At 47.1% G+C, this 18,188-nt stretch carries 17 protein-coding genes; 9 read left to right on the top strand and 8 right to left on the bottom strand.

Features of this window, described 5'->3' with window-relative positions:
* Positions 1-315: 315 nt before the first annotated feature.
* The 3 genes from QN395_RS10830 to QN395_RS10840 all read right to left on the bottom strand — a co-directional run bounded on the left by QN395_RS10830 (position 316) and on the right by QN395_RS10840 (position 5,177).
* Entirely contained in the window at positions 316-1,533 is a 1,218-nt protein-coding gene (locus tag QN395_RS10830; RefSeq protein ID WP_322118867.1) for an MFS transporter, read from the bottom strand.
* Between the two features lie 201 nt (positions 1,534-1,734).
* Complete coding sequence (locus tag QN395_RS10835; protein WP_322118868.1) at positions 1,735-2,511, bottom strand: DUF1868 domain-containing protein; 777 nt, start codon at positions 2,509-2,511, stop codon at positions 1,735-1,737.
* Between the two features lie 113 nt (positions 2,512-2,624).
* Entirely contained in the window at positions 2,625-5,177 is a 2,553-nt protein-coding gene (locus tag QN395_RS10840; RefSeq protein ID WP_322118869.1) for a TonB-dependent receptor, read from the bottom strand.
* A 355-nt stretch (positions 5,178-5,532) separates the two neighbouring features.
* Here QN395_RS10840 and QN395_RS10845 point away from each other — a divergent pair, with 355 nt between their 5' ends.
* From QN395_RS10845 to QN395_RS10870, 6 genes are all read left to right on the top strand, one after another.
* Positions 5,533-6,654, top strand: a complete 1,122-nt coding sequence (locus tag QN395_RS10845) for an ROK family protein (RefSeq protein WP_322118870.1) — start codon at positions 5,533-5,535, stop codon at positions 6,652-6,654.
* A gap of 148 nt (positions 6,655-6,802) precedes the next feature.
* Positions 6,803-7,213, top strand: coding sequence for a BlaI/MecI/CopY family transcriptional regulator (locus tag QN395_RS10850; RefSeq protein WP_323491975.1), 411 nt, complete (start codon positions 6,803-6,805; stop codon positions 7,211-7,213).
* Entirely contained in the window at positions 7,210-8,037 is an 828-nt protein-coding gene (locus QN395_RS10855; RefSeq protein ID WP_323491974.1) for a M56 family metallopeptidase, read from the top strand. The genes QN395_RS10850 and QN395_RS10855 overlap by 4 nt, the downstream gene beginning before the upstream one ends.
* A gap of 126 nt (positions 8,038-8,163) precedes the next feature.
* Positions 8,164-8,466, top strand: a complete 303-nt coding sequence (locus QN395_RS10860) for a hypothetical protein (protein ID WP_323491973.1) — start codon at positions 8,164-8,166, stop codon at positions 8,464-8,466.
* Entirely contained in the window at positions 8,454-8,645 is a 192-nt protein-coding gene (locus tag QN395_RS10865; RefSeq protein ID WP_323491972.1) for an energy transducer TonB, read from the top strand. The genes QN395_RS10860 and QN395_RS10865 overlap by 13 nt, the downstream gene beginning before the upstream one ends.
* Before the next feature lie 178 nt (positions 8,646-8,823).
* Positions 8,824-9,558 carry an SIMPL domain-containing protein gene (locus QN395_RS10870; RefSeq protein ID WP_323491971.1) on the top strand — a complete coding sequence of 245 codons (735 nt, stop codon included), beginning with the start codon at positions 8,824-8,826 and terminating at the stop codon, positions 9,556-9,558.
* 300 nt (positions 9,559-9,858) lie between these two features.
* On the opposite strand, the gene QN395_RS10875 is transcribed toward QN395_RS10870, so the two are convergent.
* A complete protein-coding gene (locus QN395_RS10875; protein WP_322118874.1) occupies positions 9,859-10,758 on the bottom strand; it encodes a LysR family transcriptional regulator in 900 nt (299 codons plus the stop codon).
* 170 nt (positions 10,759-10,928) lie between these two features.
* On the opposite strand from QN395_RS10875, the gene QN395_RS10880 reads away from it, so the two are divergent.
* Positions 10,929-11,759 (top strand): SDR family NAD(P)-dependent oxidoreductase, encoded by an 831-nt coding sequence (locus tag QN395_RS10880; RefSeq protein WP_416352052.1) that lies wholly within the window; start codon positions 10,929-10,931, stop codon positions 11,757-11,759.
* A 210-nt stretch (positions 11,760-11,969) separates the two neighbouring features.
* Here the strand turns inward: QN395_RS10880 and QN395_RS10885 are convergent, their stop codons facing one another.
* Entirely contained in the window at positions 11,970-12,458 is a 489-nt protein-coding gene (locus QN395_RS10885; protein ID WP_322118875.1) for a DUF1579 domain-containing protein, read from the bottom strand.
* Positions 12,459-12,578: 120 nt separating this feature from the next.
* Between QN395_RS10885 and QN395_RS10890 the strand changes: the two genes are divergently transcribed.
* Positions 12,579-13,523 (top strand): YafY family protein, encoded by a 945-nt coding sequence (locus QN395_RS10890; protein WP_323491970.1) that lies wholly within the window; start codon positions 12,579-12,581, stop codon positions 13,521-13,523.
* A gap of 117 nt (positions 13,524-13,640) precedes the next feature.
* Here QN395_RS10890 and QN395_RS10895 read toward each other — a convergent pair whose 3' ends face one another.
* Positions 13,641-14,030, bottom strand: a complete 390-nt coding sequence (locus tag QN395_RS10895) for a hypothetical protein (protein WP_323491969.1) — start codon at positions 14,028-14,030, stop codon at positions 13,641-13,643.
* 166 nt (positions 14,031-14,196) lie between these two features.
* Here QN395_RS10895 and QN395_RS10900 point away from each other — a divergent pair, with 166 nt between their 5' ends.
* A complete protein-coding gene (locus QN395_RS10900) occupies positions 14,197-15,105 on the top strand; it encodes a DMT family transporter (RefSeq protein WP_323491968.1) in 909 nt (302 codons plus the stop codon).
* A 374-nt stretch (positions 15,106-15,479) separates the two neighbouring features.
* Here QN395_RS10900 and QN395_RS10905 read toward each other — a convergent pair whose 3' ends face one another.
* Entirely contained in the window at positions 15,480-16,742 is a 1,263-nt protein-coding gene (locus QN395_RS10905) for an acyl-CoA dehydrogenase family protein (RefSeq protein ID WP_322118879.1), read from the bottom strand.
* A 116-nt stretch (positions 16,743-16,858) separates the two neighbouring features.
* A complete protein-coding gene (locus tag QN395_RS10910; RefSeq protein ID WP_322118880.1) occupies positions 16,859-17,926 on the bottom strand; it encodes a phosphotransferase in 1,068 nt (355 codons plus the stop codon).
* Positions 17,927-18,188 lie beyond the last annotated feature (262 nt).

Here is an 18,188-nt window from a genome sequence, read left to right on the forward strand (position 1 = left end):
TTTTACGCACCGATTTGAATCAGCAATGTTTTTTGAGTAAAAATTTATATCTTTCTGAAACAGATCGTCCAATGATTCTGAGCCTTCTGGCACGATATTGGCCTGTAACCCGCATTATCATTGGACATTCCATTTGAAATTTTGATCAAACTAAATTTGCTCGAGCCAATTGCGTCAGCTATGTCGTTCCGCTTTGTGCGTTTGGATCTTCTAGGCAGCTTGTCAGTCGTCGCTGATGCTGACTGTGATGCTACACGACATGATCATGTTGAACGTCAGCATATTCTGCGGCGCAAGCCATCAGTCACGCAGGATTTAGACGCGATAGAAACCAATGTCACCATTTTTTCTGATCCAAATCCAAGCAACAATAGCAGTCAATATAGCAGCGAGAAAAACGCCGGCTGGCAACACCAAAGATGACCTCTCCAAGTTAGGTATCAGTATTCGTTCTGTAATAACGGCAAAGAGCGGCAATATGGTGCCTAATAGCCCAGATGCCTGCGCCGCACTGTTCCTAAATGGCGCCATCGCTGCGGCTTGGCCGCAAGACTGGTGAATGGCATGAGCAAAGATATACAAAAAATACGGCAAGATCACGAGCCATTGGTCACTAGTTTTCGCCAGAACGATCACGATCATGCCAAATCCGGCAATTAGCCCGATTACACTTGCCCGGCAAATAAGTTTTTGTATGCCGATTTTAGGTAGTAAGCTGCGGCAGCATAAAGTGCCTGCCACATACAATAGCGAGCACAACGACAGCATGCCGCCATAGTCAACGACGCTCCAATGACAACGGTCGATTAACAGAAATGGCGATTGCGTCAGAAAGATGTACTGTCCTAGATACGAACATGCAGTTAGTGCCGTGTACATACAAAATACAGGATGCATTGCGATACGCCGCCATTCCAGCACGATCGCCTTATTTCGATGATCAGCCAAAGGTGCCAGCGACGCTATAACGCAGCGCGGTTTACGCAGGAGAACATAGCCCCAGGCAAGTGCCGCCAAAGTAGCGTAAGCCACGAGAGCCCCAGCCAGTCCTTGATACTCAATCAGATATCCGGCGAGATACAGTCCAACCAGACCAACCAGACCGAGCAGAGCGAAATAGAGGGACAGGACGCTTACCGCATGCTCGCCCGCATAGTGATCGCGTATCATTGCGCGTGCGCAGACGCCAGCGGCAGCGATGCCTGCCCCTTGCGCGAAACGGAGTACGAACAATTGCCAAGCCTGCGCCAAAAAAAAGCAAGCTACCGACGCTAGCGTCAACATCGCAAGCCCGGCCAGTAGAACCTTGCGCCGTCCCCAACGATCAGCCATCGTTCCCCAGATCAGTTGGGTCGAACCAAAGCCCAGAATCAAGCTTGAAAATACCCAAGTAACTGCTACTCCCGGGATGATCTTTTGCATCAATGGTAGCGTCGGCAAAATCAACGCATTACCAAACGAATACATTGACAATAGCAAAACCATGAAGCCGTGAAATTCTAGCCGCGACATACCTCCGGGAAGCTTAAGCATCTGAAGGTCGTCTAGGTCTGAGCTTCTAAACGGCTGCAGCCGCCGTAGACTGACCGATTTAAAACACGCCAATTATTACCATCTCTAAAACAATCAAATCGAATCATGTCATATGCCTTAAAGTCCAAACGCAAGGTTTCTGGCGCGGCAGAGCGATAGCTCTTCCAGATGTCTGTGTCAGGTTACGATAGCAGAAACTTGTTAGCTTTGGTTTTTTAGCTTGATCTGAGTGCGAAACTCCAACATGTCATCGAAATAGCAGAAATCCGGCGCAGGTAATTCTAATACTGGCGATCGAGCGATGAAATCGCTGAGCATACGCTTGCGTACTTGGGCAAATTTTTCTTGTTCAGCAGGATCAAGGTCTGACAAAAAATAATTGAGCGTGCTATGAAATTGATATTTGTCATGTCCTTCTGCACGGAATTGTAAGGTGTCAGCCAGCCGGTCACGCAAGGTTCTGATTTTTTGATTCTCACTCCGGTTTATTGGTTCTAACAGGATGTTATACGGGTTGGTTTGTAGTTCAAGAGCGAGCGGTCGCATGATAAACGGCGTTTTACAAGCGAGATCAAAGCGCTGTAATTTCTTCAAGAACCACGCATTGCAGAATTCTTCACTGGCATCTTTGGGCAAATCCTTTGGGAAGTTATAGCTGCGTTGCGGAAATGAAATACCTTCAAAAACAGTCATGTGATAGCTCGATGCGGGCAATACAGCAATGCGCTTTGTCAACCCGCTGCGCATCAGGGCACATTGCATATCGAGCATTGCCATGAATGTTTCGCTACGTTTGTCGATACGCGAAATAATCGTGTTTCCGGCCCAGCGTGCCGGTGAGCCGTCAGCATTAAATTTTGGCGCATCGCTGGGGCGCTGGCCAAAAGCTGCGCCTGTCGCACCGAACGCCCATGCTGGACTAGTCAGAGCGAGCGCACCTATTTGCAAGGCACTGCGACGCATTGGTAAATGTTGCATAAGATTCTTTCTTGATTAAACAGACTGGCGCGGCAGGAAGTACAAACCGACCGCGCTCAGTGTATGAACTGGTGATGCGCCACTGGATGGCACATCAACTCATCAAAATTGCATTACCACCGGTAGGTCAGGGATGCCTGGAACTGTCGCGCGAAGATAGGTCGTGCATAAATTGCAGTCGCAGTCCCTTGTCCAGTGAGACTGTCTGTGCGTGGATTACCCTCCGTCAGACCCGTTGAGTTGGTCGCATTCTTGACCGAAAACTGAGCTTCCCATGCTTTGAATGGGATACGTACGCCCAGGTCAAGTATTGTGTACGCATTGAGTGCGGTCGTATTGGCATAATCAACATAGCGTTTTCCTACAAAGGTCGCAGTAGCGCTGAATTCAACATCTTGCTCACCGAAAGACAGATTGAGCACAGGCTGAATACTTGCCATTGCTTGCGGTATTTGGGTGATCTGTTTGTTGTTGTATGCCGCACCAGATGAGCCGGTGGTGAGATTCGTCAGGCTTTTAGTCAGTGGTTGCTGGTAAGTCAGGTTACTGTTGACAGAAAATATGCGCGAGGCACGCCAGTTCAATTCCAGCTCGAGACCTTTGGTCTCTGTCTCACCGATCAGTGGCAAAGTTTGGATCAGACCGGTTGCCTGATTCAGGATGATGCCGTTCAAAGACAGGCGATTGAAATGGCTCCAGAATCCGGTCGCAGAAAACGACAATGGCCCTGAGTATCTCCATCCGGCCTCAGCCTGCTGAATATCAGTGACAGGATTAGTCTGCAACAGATAAATATTCTGCAAACGCGGGAATCGTACCGACTTAGTAAAGCGGGCAAACAGCTGCTGCGTATTGTCCGGTTTATAGGACGTACCCAGCGTCCACGAAGTACCGCGCAGAGTTTCGCTCTTACTGGTTGTAGCACCAGTGAAACCACCGACATTATTGTCAGCCAAGGTATAGGCATTTTGTTGATTCTGGGTTCCAGTACCGAAATTTTCGCCTTGATCAGTGAAAATTGTTTGACGTACCCCAGCGTCCACGCTCCACAGCGGAGTTACTTCCCAAGAATCGGCAATATAGGGTGAGACATAGGTGCCGCTTGCGTGGCCGCCTGCATCGCCATTGCCGTAACGAACAAAACCGTTTTCGGTCACTGATCCGACCACGTTGCCGCTCGCATCATAAGCGAGCACATCCAGTGCCTTCGCCTGGCTGCTGACGTTGGTCAAAATCGTATTGGGCATGCGCCGTTGTGTGAAATCGAAATGGCTGTAATAAAGACCAACAGATACATCGTGCTTACCTAAAGGGGTCTCAAATAATTTGTTCAGCCGGATATCGTCGGTGATCGACTTAAGACTGGTGTCAACGGCCGTTAGCTGGCTTTCCAGTACGAGTCCATTTCCAGAGGCGGGATTGTACGCAATACGTTGCCCATTACTGCCGAACTGGTTGGCCAGCACATAACCCACGCTGGTGACGGAGTTGCCAAAGGCATTGCGTGCGGTAGTCAGATTATTGGACAGGTAGGTAGTTGCGCCCTGCGGTGTTGCCCCTGAAAAAACGGCGTCATAAGTGACGTCAGCTTGCACGGCTCCTAAACGGTTGCTCAGATTCCAGCCTTGACCCAGCTTCTGTTCCAATGTGCTGTTGAGCTGTTTCAGATCCGTATGGATACCGTCACCCAAATCGCGTTGCATGTTACCTGCCACGCCATTATTCATCGTGCGGATCGTATAATTACGGAAGTCATTGGAGTTCAGCGTGCCCGTGCCAGCGTCCAATTGGCTATTCAATGAGACCGATGGATTACGAGGGTCAAACAGCGGAATCGCTGTATAAAATGCTGTGCGGTCGTTCAATGCTTTCACTTCAAAATCAAAGTGCCCGTCCGGGAGTTTAAACGTCATGCCAGCAGTTAATTGACCTCCGCGGTCAGCCGTGTAACCAGGCTCGCGCCAGCCTTCGTCTTTGCGATAAAAGCCGCCGACTGCATAGCTGATTTTGTCATTGATAGGACCGGAGACACAACCGTCATACCGCTGAGTATCGTGGCTACCCAGCGTCAGACGCAACGCGCCTTCGGGTGTGTCAGAACCTTTACGGGTGATGATATTAACGGTACCACCAGGGGCATTGTTGGCAAAAATTGGCGACGTTCCACCACGTACAACTTCTACTCGCTCAGTCATTAAATCCAGACGATACAGCGTGTCGATGTTGAAATAGGATTCTTGCGGCTCGTCAAACAGGGGTAAGCCATTTTCCTGCAATTGCACGTAATACCATCCACCTCCAGGCAGACCGCGTGCATAGATATTCTGACCACCACCCTGGCCACCAGAAGCCTCGACTGAGAAGCCCGGCACCCGCTTTAACATATCAACAGTACTGGTTGACGCATCCCGTTGCAATTGACCTTCGTTCAAGGTCGAAATAGCGAAAGGAGCATTGAGTTTCGAGCGACCACGCGCGGTGCCGGTCACCACCACTGATTGCATATCGTCAGTCGCCGCCGCCACTTTGACGTCCGCAGTTTTTGCATTTGTGCTTGGGATGTCTGCAGGTGGCGTGGCAGGTGATGCATAAGCTAACTCCGCTGCGGAGGATAGGAGCGCTGCGGCGTACCATCGGCGCTGGACGTCAGTAGATAAAAAGGCCATTTAAAAGTCTCCGGAAAGATGGGGAAAGCATTATTATGCGTGACGCATATTACATATTCGTGACATGATTTAAGTTTAAAAATGGATCAGTTTTATGACAAAGTAAGACAGTTCGAGTACGATGCAGACCCTGTGGGACATAGTAATCAAGTGTTTATGTCCGTAGCCTGTCTACCCATCCTGGAAATACATGCCTAGTCATTTTTCTGAAGATAAAATGCGTTGCCCAATTTACTTAAATGTCTGGCATAAACAGGCGGGATCAATAATTTCTGAGGCAATATCAGGACTCACGCAAAACCGCCCAAACTGGGTTGCAGCTTCTTGCTTGGATAATTTTGCATAAGTTCTATATATGATGGGTGTTATTTTGGAACCACTATCCGACAATGAACGCACGGTCTTGAATCTTGTGCGTCTGCACGGCTCAATGCCACGCGCCGCAGTCGCTGGTGCGACGAAATTAACCCAACCATGGGTGCATCGCCTGGTAGATCAGTTGTTGTCCAAGGGGCTACTGCTGGCCAGCGCCCCTCGCAAAGGAACACGTGGACAGCCCAGCGTAACTCTATCGGTTAACGTGCAGGCGGCGTTTTCTATTGGCGTTGCTCTGGGTACCGATAGTGTGGACATATGTCTGGCCGATCTGTCTTGCCAGGTGATTGAACACAAACATATTGAACATCCCGCATCTGACCGGGATGCAACGCTGGCAACGCTTGCGTCGTATATCGAACAAATTCTTGAAAAGCACGACATAAAGTCTCAACAAGTGGTGGGTATGGGCTTATCTATTCCGGGGTTTTTCATCGAGAACAGTCTTCAAATCAATGCCCCCGAAACACTGCGCGAGTGGTCGTTGATAGAACTCGCTCCGCTAGTAAGCAAAGCGGTGGGCATTCCGGTCACGATAGAGAACAATGCAACAGCTGCGGCAATCGGAGAAAATCTTATCGGCGTCGGTCGCTGGGCACGCACCTTTTGCTACCTCGACTTTGGTTATGGATTTGGCTCTGGTCTTATTATCGACGGACAGCCTTACCACGGTAGAAACGGCAACGCCGGTGAAATCATCTTCAGCGTGCCAGGCGTCGACTCGGCGCGACGTCCGGCATTACGATATTTGCTGGAGGTATTACGCATCAATGGCGTGCAAGTTGAATCGCTTGCTCAGTTGACTAAAACATTTGATCCAACTTGGCCGGGCGTTAGCAACTGGTTAGACGAGGTCAAGCCATCACTCGATCAGGTAGTCAACGCGATGGCCGGTCTATTCGATCCTGACGCAATTGTTTTTGGCGGTGCGCTACCACCGGTTCTAGGTAAACAGTTGATAGAGAACACGACTTTATGGCGGTCACAGCACCGGTATGGGGTAGCCCCATCCGAGCCGCATCTTGTCTTAGCGGAGGGCGGCGTTCAAACCCAAGCTTTAGGCGCAGCATTGGCACCACTATGGGAACATTTTTATCATTAAGCCCTGCTTCTGGGGTGTCCCGTATCATCATCACTGACGAATTTATGATAGCCAGATAAATTTTAGGCATATGTAGAAAAATAGTTCTAGATAAGCTGTTCTAGAAAATATATTCTACTTCCATCGATAAAAGATCAATGGAACTTTCATGTCTATCACCACTGCTAAATCAAGCAAGAAAAAATCGGCTAGTGCCCCCAAGCCAACCGCGGCCGAACTGGATTTGCTGCGGTTGATCTGGCAGCTAGGTCCAGCCACGGCAAAGCAGGTACATCAGATCGCCGTACAAGACCGGCCAGACATGGCGTATGCGACCGTTTTGCGTCTCATGCAGATCATGCATACCAAAGGTTTGCTCAACCGCGATGAGAGCCAACGCTCCCACGTCTACGCCGCTGCCCAGGCACAAGATTCTCTGCAAACCAATTTATTGAAAGAGTTAATCCATAAAGCGTTTTCAGGTTCTGCAAAAGATTTAGTAATGGCGGCTTTGCGTGGTCATGTCAGCAAAGAGGAGAGGGAAGAGATACAAAAGTTTTTGCATGGAGATGAGAAATGATGGATTTCATCAAATCGCTACTGTATCCGGCATTGTATTTTTCTGATTCGGAGTTTGGTAGCAATGTTAGCTCTGGTTTTGCCACTATCCACACATGGGTTAGCGCCATTGGCTGTGCGCTGATTCACTTCGTCTGGCAAGGGTGCATCATTGCTTCTACTACTGCTTTTTTATTGATGATTTTTAGAAATGCCAGACCACAAATCAGATACTCCATCAGCTGTTTTGCTTTGATCTTATGCGTCATTTTGCCAACGGCTATGGTGATTGATCGGCTTCATTCCTCTGGAGCGGCAGTTCAAAATGTCAGTCTGAGCAATGCCTATCTCGATCTCATGCCAGATACTTTGTCTACCCAGAGATTTGCCAGCTATTTGCAATCTAATTTACTTTGGATCGTTCTGTGCTGGCTAGTCAGTGTGATTATTTTAAGCTTTCGCATGGGTATGGGTTTGTTTTGGATCAGCAGATATACGGATACAAAACGCAACTTGCTATGCAATCAGGCAAATGCACATTGGCAAACTAGACTTACTACATTGGCAAACCAGTTTGGCGTGCGTCGTGATATTGGTTTGCGCGTGGTGGATGATTTAAAAAGTCCGATCACAGTTGGCTGTTGGCGACCATTGATTCTTGTGCCAGCCTCGCTAATGACAGGTATGCCAGCACCGTTGCTAGAAGCTTTGTTAGCGCACGAGCTTGCGCACATTAGTCGCTTTGATTACGTAGTCAATCTGGTTCAAAGTTTGATTGAAATGCTGTTGTTCTACCACCCGGCCGTGTGGTGGATATCAAAACAAATCCGTATAGAACGTGAATAAATTGCGGATGATCTAGCCGCAAGAATACTAGGCGAACCGCGGCGTCTGGCTCTTGCACTTCAAGAATTGGATCTCTTCCAATTCTCAACCCCTCAACTGGCCCAAGCGGCTCATGGAGGACATCTTATGTCTCGTATCAAACGATTATTGCGCCCGGAAGTACAGCCGATTAACTGGAAAGCAGCAATGTCAGTAGTTACTTTATCTGCAGTTTGTTTAAGTGTGTATGCACATTCAGCTTCGCACGCTAATCCGCAAGCTGATCCAAATACTAGTGGTGTTGTTAAATCAAATGCCGCAAAACAAGCTAGCAGCGCGTCAACACACAAAATAACTGATACAATCATTGATTTAACAAGTGTCATCCAGAATATCCAAGTGACTCCCTGGCAAAGGGTGAGGAAGGTAGCGTATATATGTCCGTATTGATTGATCGTGATGGCACCATCAAACAAACGAAGCTAGATAAAACGAGTGGTTTTCCTGCTTTGGATGAGGCGGTATCAAAAAAATTATTAGCCTGCACCATGAAAGCAACTCCGGGGAAAGTTGATGGCAAGTCACGATTAGCATGGGTCAAGGTTCAGTATTTTTGGAGACTCGATTAAATTCGATGTGCTAATTAATTAGCTAGCTAGAGAAGTTCATCGGCGTAGTGCTTGCTTTAAAAAGTAGGGCATAGATTGGCATTATGTACGATGAGCTTTTCGTTAAATGGTTACAACTTTGCTACTTGGTTGTTGCTGACGTAATACTTGGTATTCAATACTTGATATCGGACTTAAAGTGCTCAAACTCATATTGTCTTTTTTTATTATTTTAGCTTGCACTAACAATAGCGATGCTTCGCAGTTGCCAGAGTATCCGTTCATCCACACAAGCGGTTTTGCTTATGCCAAAGTGCAGCCAGACTTTGGCGAAATCTTGTTTGAGATTAACGTTATTGATACTGATCCAGATGTGGCTTTTAATAATGCTGCAGCCCGCATAACAGATATAAAAACCCTGTTGGCACAACAAAATATTGCAGAGAACGATATCGTCATCCGTGATTTAAAAAGAAGTGTTAGCAAGACTGACGGTAGCCAAAGCCCATCTACTTCGCTGGTCGAATTGAGCAGTAATATATATATCAAAGTACGCGACCTGAGTCATTGGCAAGCCATCATGTTGCCGATATTAAAGTTAAAAAATCTGGATAAGTTTGGTACGGCGTTTGACATTAGCGAACGTGGAAAAATTGAACTGGATTTAGCCGGTGAGGCGATCAAAGATGCTCAACGCAAGGCTAGTAGTTTGGTGAATATTGCAGGTAAACGCCTAGGTGCAGTCATGGCGATTTCGGAAAGCCGCATCAAAAGTTTAGGCTCATCTTTTGGTGTTGTTAGCGAGAATACGTACTCGCAAGATGGCGATACACGTCTTCAAACCGTAGGAGAGGATTTGTTGCGTGTGCCACCAATCAAATTACAGGCAACGATTGATGTAATGTTTGAGCTAAAGCCTAAGTCGATTAAATAATTAATATCTGCTAACGCAGTGCTACTAACAGCCAATTCCATCTGTATCATTCATTGAAAATTTTTTGAGGAATTTGAAATAGAATATCCAATGATTCTAAGCCTTCTGGCACGATATTGGCCTGTAAGCCTTATGATCATTGGACATTCTATTTGGAGGCTTCTAAAAACATCATACTCGAGCACGTCGCGTCGTCGTAAATCCCAGCAATACCGGTGTATTGCTGCGTCGAGGTTGCAACTCTGCCTAGCGTTGCATCTCGATTAAGGGATTTTTAGAAGTTTTCAATTGAAATTTTTATTAGGCTAAATACGGTTGAACAAGTTCACTAAGCCATGTCATCCAGCTCCGTGTACGTTTGGGTAAGTGGCGGCGGTTGGCATAAAGTAGGGATAGAGGCATTGCCTGTGCCGTATAGTCACTGAGCACTTCGATCAAACGGCCTTGTTGAATTAGTTCTCGTGTGCCTATTTCTGGTGCCTGAATGATGCCAAAGCCCGCTAAGCACGCGGCTTGATAGGCGTCGCTGTTATTGACAGTGACGGTGCCCGACATGGTAATGGTTTTTGTTTTACCGCCATCCGTATATTCAAAGCCAACTGGCTTGCCGCCAAAGTTGCTGGTGTAGTGAATCAATTTATGCTGTGCCAGATCTTCCAGCTTATGCGGTGCGCCGTATTTTTGTAGGTAAGCAGGGCTGACGCAATTAATCTGTCGCAAATTTCCTAGCGGACGGGCGATCAATGCGCTGTCCGTTAGAGTGCCAACCCGCATTACACAATCAAAACCTTCCCGTATCAAATCAACCCGGCGATCGGTGCTGCTTAACTCCACTTCGAGTCTCGGATGCAGTTGTAAAAATTCTGGAAGGTGCGGAATGACGATGTTTCTGGCGAAGGCACTCGGCAAATCCATCCGTAAACGTCCGCTAATCTGCCCGTCGCCTTGCTGGAATAACGTTTGGAGCTCTTCCATATCTACCAGCATGTCTTTGCTGCGCTCATAAAATAAGACGCCGTCTTGCGTCATTTGTACGTTGCGTGTGGTGCGATGGAGTAAACGCGTCCCAACCAAGGCTTCTAATTGTTTTACCGCAGTCGAGATACTCGCTTTGGGCAAACCCATACTATCTGCGGCTTGGGTAAAACTGGCCAACTCTGCCACCCTTACATAAATTTGCATGGCTTCTAAACGATTCATCTGGGACTTCCTTTATTTTTGGACCTTCTTGATATCAATTAGATTAGGTTTGTAATTTGATTGTTCGCTATAAGTGAACAGTGCAATCATTTAACGCATCTTTATTAGGGTTATTCTAGTCTATAAACTCGCTTCATCCCATCTGATATGGGCAATCCCAATTGGAGAACATGATGAATGCAGTCAACAAACCCTACACTGAACAAGCTAAAAAACAATCTGGCGCAATAACTAAGTCGTCAACGGAGGCAAAAATCGCCCTCATCACTGGCGGTAGTCGTGGCCTTGGCAAAAGTGCTGCCATAAAACTGGCGCAACAAGGCGTTGATATCATCCTCACTTATCAAAGCAAGCAAGCGGATGCTTTAGACGTCGTCGCACAGATGAAGGCAATGGGTCGTAATGCTGCGGCGTTGCAGTTGGATGTGGGTAACGCATCGACTTTTGCTGCATTCGCAAGCCAAGTTTCGCAGATATTAGAGCGGCAATGGCAGCGTCAGCAGTTTGATTTTTTGCTTAACAATGCTGGCGTTGGCTCGCACGCGGCGATTGCGGAAACGACCGAAGCGCAATTCGACAATCTGGTCAACATCCACTTTAAAGGCGTATTTTTCTTGACCCAACATTTGTTACCCTTGATCGCAGATCACGGACGCATACTCAATGTATCAACTGGTTTGACCAGATTCGCACTTCCTGGCTACGCGGCTTATGCGTCGATGAAGGGTGCTATTGAAGTATTGACGAAATATCTAGCAAAAGAGCTGGGACCTCGAGGGATTACTGTCAATGTCATCGCTCCAGGCGCGATTGAAACTGATTTTGGTGGCGGTGCAGTGAGAGATAATGCACAGCTCAATAGCTTTGTCGCAAGTCAAACTGCCCTCGGAAGAGTAGGGCTTCCAGATGACATCGGTGGTGCAATCGCTGCTATTTTGTCCGAGAACAGTGGCTGGATAAACGCGCAGAGAATTGAAGCGTCCGGTGGGATGTTTTTATAATTATTCGCTCTTTGCTTAATGCAAGAATGCAGCACTAATTAGCGGTTATCTGAAAGCGTATATTGGCTTGTTTATTACTTGAAAATGAACAAGCCAATTCCGTAAAATAGGGATAGAGACAACACAAAGAGATTCATTTTTAGCGTTCGCTGTCTATGAAATCGGCGTTATATTAAGTCTGATATCGCCGCGCATCACAGCGCAAAGATTTTAAACTTCACGGCTAAAATGCATCACCCAATTGGTTTCCCAAGTCGCGCCTTCGTCGTCAGAAAAAGCCTGCTCCCAGCGAGGCATATCCGGCGCGGATTGTGTCCACAAAAATCGAACTAAAATTGTTTTGTCGTTAAAACTATCGGTGGCGTAAAACGTACCGACGCCATTGTCGAATTGCCCTACCATCGGGGTGTCCAATTTGCCTGGATGACGTCCATCTAACCACCATATTGACCACAATCCACTTGCAGGGTCATATGAACGTATGGTTGCAGCACGATAGGTCCCATCTGGTAGCAGGAGCATATTGTCGTCAAAATTACCGTGGCCGCCCAGAATTTTCTGAGTAATTGTCGTGCCAGCAAACTCAATCCATTCGTCATTGTTTGAAAGTCGTTCTTTTAGACGCTGGTGCTTTACTGTCCAGCGGCCGATAAAGAAGTCGAAATCGGATGCCGTCGACATCTTCGTGGAGGTTTTCATTTTGTTCCAATCATTAATGTATGTTCCGCGAGGGATAATTTGGTGATAAAACGATAGAATATCGATCATATAGGACAATTTAAGGCCTATTAAATATTCTCATCTTTCTGAAATTTATCTATGGCACAAGCCGCAACTCGCGTACTCGCGGTATTGGAATTGCTTCAAACGCACAGACAATTAAGCGGCGCTGAGCTTGCTGAGAGGCTCGGATTAGACCGACGTACTCTGCGGCGTTACATCGTGACGTTAGAAGAAATCGGTATTCCGATCATGGCCGAGCGTGGGCGATATGGCGGCTATTCGCTAATGCCAGGCTACAAGCTACCACCGATGATGTTTACGGATGATGAAGCGCTGGCCTTAGCATTGGGATTGCTAGCCGCACGCAATTTAGGCTTCTCAGAGGCGGCTCCTGCCGTTGAGAGTGCCAAAGCGAAATTAGAACGAATCATGCCTGCTAGACTGCAACAACGATTGAAAGCAATTGATGAAGCAGTTCAACTTGATTTGGCACATGTTACCGCGCCAGATGACAATGCCGTACTGGTGACGTTGAGCGCTGCCACGATGTCGCAACAACGCGTTTATATACGGTATTGTTCAGCACAAGCCCATCAAAGTGAACGGAACTTTGATCCGTATGGTTTGGTTTTCTATTTGGGTAATTGGTATGTGGTCGGACTGTGTCATTTGCGTGCCGGAATAAGGACATTTAGACTTGACCGTATCAAGACCATAAAGCTGTTGAGTGAATGCTTTCGACGGCCTGTTGAGTTCAACGCGCTGACACATTTGCGCGAATCAGTCGCAACTATCCCACGTTCATTCTCGAATACAGTCTTACTGAAAACTGACTTAAAAACTGCTCGAGGCCATTTATTTGATGCGATCGGATTGTTAGCGCAAACTGATTCAGGCGTAATGCTGTACAACCAGTCCGACGATTTAACTTGGTTCGCTCGGCAACTTGTCTCGTTACCTTTTGATTGGGAAGTACAAAGCCCGTCAGAGCTGCGGGATACAGTTGTCACGTTGGCAAAACAGATTTTGCAATCTGTTTAGTTCTTTGTAGACTAACAGCGACCAAATCATTCCAGTTAGCTTGTGCTGGCTCAATGTATTTTCTGGTTTCCAAAAGATCGAGATCATTCGCGTCAATGCGAGAGAATGTGGAAACTTTTAATGACACCACCGGTGCGCCAATATATAAGTAATTAAGACGCTGACCGTCGACAAGAAAATACTAAATATAAATTCGCGTAAATGTATTGGCCGGTTTTTTCGGCGATTTTCGGCGAAGTTGATTAATTCACCGATGACTAGTATGCAGCTAAATGTCGAGATAAATATACATAGGATCATCGACAAAGCTTCAGTGTCGGTTAAGTTGCGGCAGTGCGTGATAGAGAGATTGGCGATTTTAAATGTTTTGTCGAATCCAAATAACTCGAATAAACCGGCAGTAATCGTGATCGTGACGACGACCAAGGGAATGAACCAGGTCAGAAAATATTTGTCCCGGACGGCATCGTTGATTGCTTTGATACATCCAAGGACATACGCAATCATGAGAGCCTCTTGTTGGATTGATCTACGGAGCGATTAAAGTGGAAGTGAGTTTTAAACAGGTGGAGTCCAAATACAGAATGACGTGCCAAGATTCGATACATGTTCACCGAAATTTACTCATGACAAAATTTTCAGGACACCTAATTTGTATCCTAACAGTAATTTTATGAAAAATAATAGTGCTCGGGCCATTCTTGCCCTCCATCTCTCGGTACTGTTGTTTGGCAGTGCAGGCGTTTTGGGTAAAGCTCTGGCTGCGACATCCTTGGTATTGGTTTTTGGACGTACTTTATTTGCTGCCTTAAGCTTGCTGCCGATATTGTTGATGCAGAGACAATTGTCTTTGGGTGGAGTGCCTAAAACAGTGATCTTATGCGGACTATTGCTCGCGGTACATTGGCTGAGTTTTTTTGCTTCACTGAAGGTGGCTCCAGTCGCTTTTGGTTTGATTGGCTTTGCAAGTTTTCCCTTATTCGTGGCTTGGTTGGAGCCTTGGTGGTTTAAGGAGAAACGGCTTGGACGTGATTGGATCGCGGCGTTAGCGGTGGTAATCGGTATGGCGGTAATGGTGAGCGACGCTGGACTGTCTGCAGATGGTTTGGCTTTACATGGCGACGCGGTACTTGGTTTGTTGTTGGGTGTGATGTCGGGTTTGAGCTTCGCCTTATTAGCACTGGCGAATCGGTGGCAGGGCGAGGCGATTCCGCCATTTAAGCTGGCCTTTTTACAAAACAGCGTCGCATGTCTAAGTCTGCTGCCAATGGTGATTTTTTACGATGCTGTTACCCATATCTCGCTTGAAGTATGGTGGGGATTGGTTTTGCTCGGCGTGGTGTTTACAGCCTTGTCACACGGTCTGTTTATGTTTAGCTTGCGTCACGTCTCGGCCCGGTTTGCAAGTCTATTGACTTCGCTAGAACCAGTGTATGGAATTGCACTGGCGTTTTTTATCTTGAATGAAGCGCCGTCAGTTAGGACGATGGTCGGTTGTCTGATCGTGTTGCTGGCGACGACGGTGGCAACTTATTGGCATTCTCGGGTAGACTTTTTCGAAGTGAATAAGAAGGAGATTTAATATACTCCCCCATTCAATATTAAAAATATTAGCTATAGTCCAAGTATCTATTGGACTACTTATATATACGTGGTAGGAGTATATATTTTCCTATTGCGTAGTTTGGATGCTGATTAATCGAGATTTCCATTATGCACATCAGCGGATCTATTTGAGTGCTGACGGCGTATTTCGCTCATTTTTGAGGTCCTTCGTTGCTCATGGCTGTCCATGAGCGTCTTATTGACAACAAGCGCGCATCAGAACTGCCGCGAGAGTGCATCCGTCAACATCTCAAATCCTAATAGAAATTTTCGGCTAAAAAAAAGCGTGTCGCTCTAAGTAGAGCCGACACGCTTTTTGGATTATGCCTTACGGTCTGATCAGATGATTAATTACGAACGGGTGATAGGCAAGCTCAATTCTTCGCCGGGCAACGACATATGTTTTGCCAGTTCTAATTTAGCGATGGCATTGCGGTGCACTTCATCTGGACCGTCGGCCAGACGCAAGGTACGGTTGCCTGCCCATTGTGCTGCCAATGGGAAGTCGCCCGATACGCCGCCTGCGCCGTGCGCCTGAATTGCCCAGTCCAGTACCTGTTGAGTCACATTCGGCGCTAATACTTTGATCATGGCGATTTCTGCCTGGGCAAACTTATTACCGACGGTATCCATCAGGTACGCTGCTTTCATCGTCAACAAACGTGCTGTATCGATCTGAATACGGGATTCTGCTATCCGCTCACGCCAGATACTTTGCTCCGAGACTTTTTTACCAAAAGCGACCCTGCTGTTCAGACGTTTGCACATGAGTTCCAATGCGCGTTCTGCGACGCCGATGGCGCGCATACAGTGGTGGATACGACCAGGGCCAAGACGACCTTGAGCGATTTCAAAACCACGACCTTCACCCAACAATAAATTGGATGCTGGCACGCGTACGTTTTCAAACAAAATTTCGCAGTGGCCATGGGGCGCATCGTCATAACCAAAAACCGGCAGAGGACGTACTACAGTAATGCCAGGTGTTTTGGCATCAACCAGTATCATCGATTGTTGTGAATGACGTGCCGCATTGAAGTCAGTTTTGCCCATCAAAATGTACACGGAGCAGCGTGGATCGCCCGCGCCAGAGATCCACCATTTATGACCATTGATCACATAATGATCGCCATCCCGGTCGATGCGAGTTTCAATATTAGTGGCGTCGGATGAGGCGACGCCAGGTTCTGTCATGGCGAACGCGGAGCGGATTTCACCTCGCAGCAAAGGCTCTAGCCATTGTTTTTTATGTTCTTCGGAGCCATAGCGTTCAATGGTTTCCATATTGCCGGTATCGGGAGCAGAGCAATTGAATACTTCCGGCGCCCAACTGACTTTACCCATGATTTCGCACAACGGTGCGTAATCCAGATTGGATAAACCTTCTGGCGCACGTGCCGATTTTGGCAAGAACAGATTCCACAAACCTTGCTCACGTGCTTTTGGCTTGAGGTCTTCAATGATTTTAGTAGCAATCCAGCGATTGCCTTTTTCTGTGCCGTTGCGGTCGATTTCTTCTTTGTAGGCTTTCTCGTTCGGATAGATATGCTGATCCATGAACTTGAGTAATTTACTTTGTAGTTCCTTGCAACGGTCTGAGTATTCAAATTCCATGCTTGTCTCCTGATGGGTTTGTCTTGCTGTTATTGCTGCTATCGCTGAAACTGTGCTTTTGTTTTAACTGCTTGCGGTATTTTTAAGGCTAGTCAGAAATTGCGCGTTTGTGTTGACTACTTATTGACGTAACTCCAACCTAATTCCGCCATTGGCCGTGCGGCTTCACCAGATTTTTTGGCTTGCGCGCTGGATGCTGTGCCATCGACATAGCGCTTCATAATGCCTTGCAAAATACCTGCCATGCGGAACATGTTATAGGCGAGATAGAAGCTGAAATCTTCCTGACGTATTGTTTTGCCAGTTCGTTCACAATATTTCGCGATATATTCTTGTTCGCTCGGAATACCTAGCGCTTGATGATCCAGACCTTTGGTGCCCCGGAACTGTCCGGCGGTAACATGCCAACTCATGCAGTGATAAGAGAAGTCTGCCAGCGGATGGCCGAGGGTAGATAATTCCCAATCCAATACCGCCAAAATACGGGGTTCAGTTTTGTGGAACATCATATTATCCAGACGATAATCGCCGTGAACGATGCTGGTGTCGTCGCCAGGCGGAATGTTATTTGGCAACCAAGCAATCAGGTTGTCCATTGCCTCAATTTTTTCGGTTTCTGACGCTTTGTATTGCTTGGTCCAGCGATCAATCTGGCGCGCAAAATAATTGCCTGGGCGGCCATAGTCTGACAAACCAATGGCGGCATAATCAATCGTATGCAATTGCGAGATAACGCGGTTCATCTCATCATAAATCTCGGCTCGTTGGGATGGCGTCATACCCGGCAAGGATTGATCCCATAGGACGCGGCCATCGACAAATTCCATGATATAAAAAGCGCGACCGATGACGTCTTCATCAGTACACAGTGCATATTGTTTAGCCGCGGGGAAACCCGCCTTATTCAAGGCATTCATTACCTTGAACTCGCGTTCAATTGCGTGTGCGGAGGGAAGTAATTTAGCGACCGGACCAGGTTTGGCGCGCATCACGTAGCGTTGATTTCCGGCGGTGATTTTGAAAGTAGGGTTCGACTGACCGCCTTTGAATTGCTCTACGGTCATTCCGTCTGCAGCTTTTGCATCAAAGCCTTCAACATGCTGGCGCATGTAATCAGCCAATGTAGCCACATCAAATTTTTGACGATCGGCGACGGGCATTGTGCCCATAAATTCTTCAAACATCTTGTCTCCTATTTCACTGCAGTTGAGTGTTTTTATTTTATGCGGACTGACGCCTGTCACTTTAGCTAAGGTAGTGCTCCTATCCTTGGGACGGCACAGTCGTCTTGACTGCGCTTTGCTGTAATGATTTTAAGTCAGTTCTATTTATAAAACTATTTTAGCTTAAAAAATCGTACGTCCGTACTATTTTTATTTTCTGGTCGACGAGAGCGAAAAAAATCCAAAAAAAACCCGGCTGAAAGACGGGCTGATCGAGATCACT

The organism is Undibacterium sp. RTI2.2 (genome assembly GCF_035018705.1).
GTDB lineage: Bacteria > Pseudomonadota > Gammaproteobacteria > Burkholderiales > Burkholderiaceae_D > Undibacterium.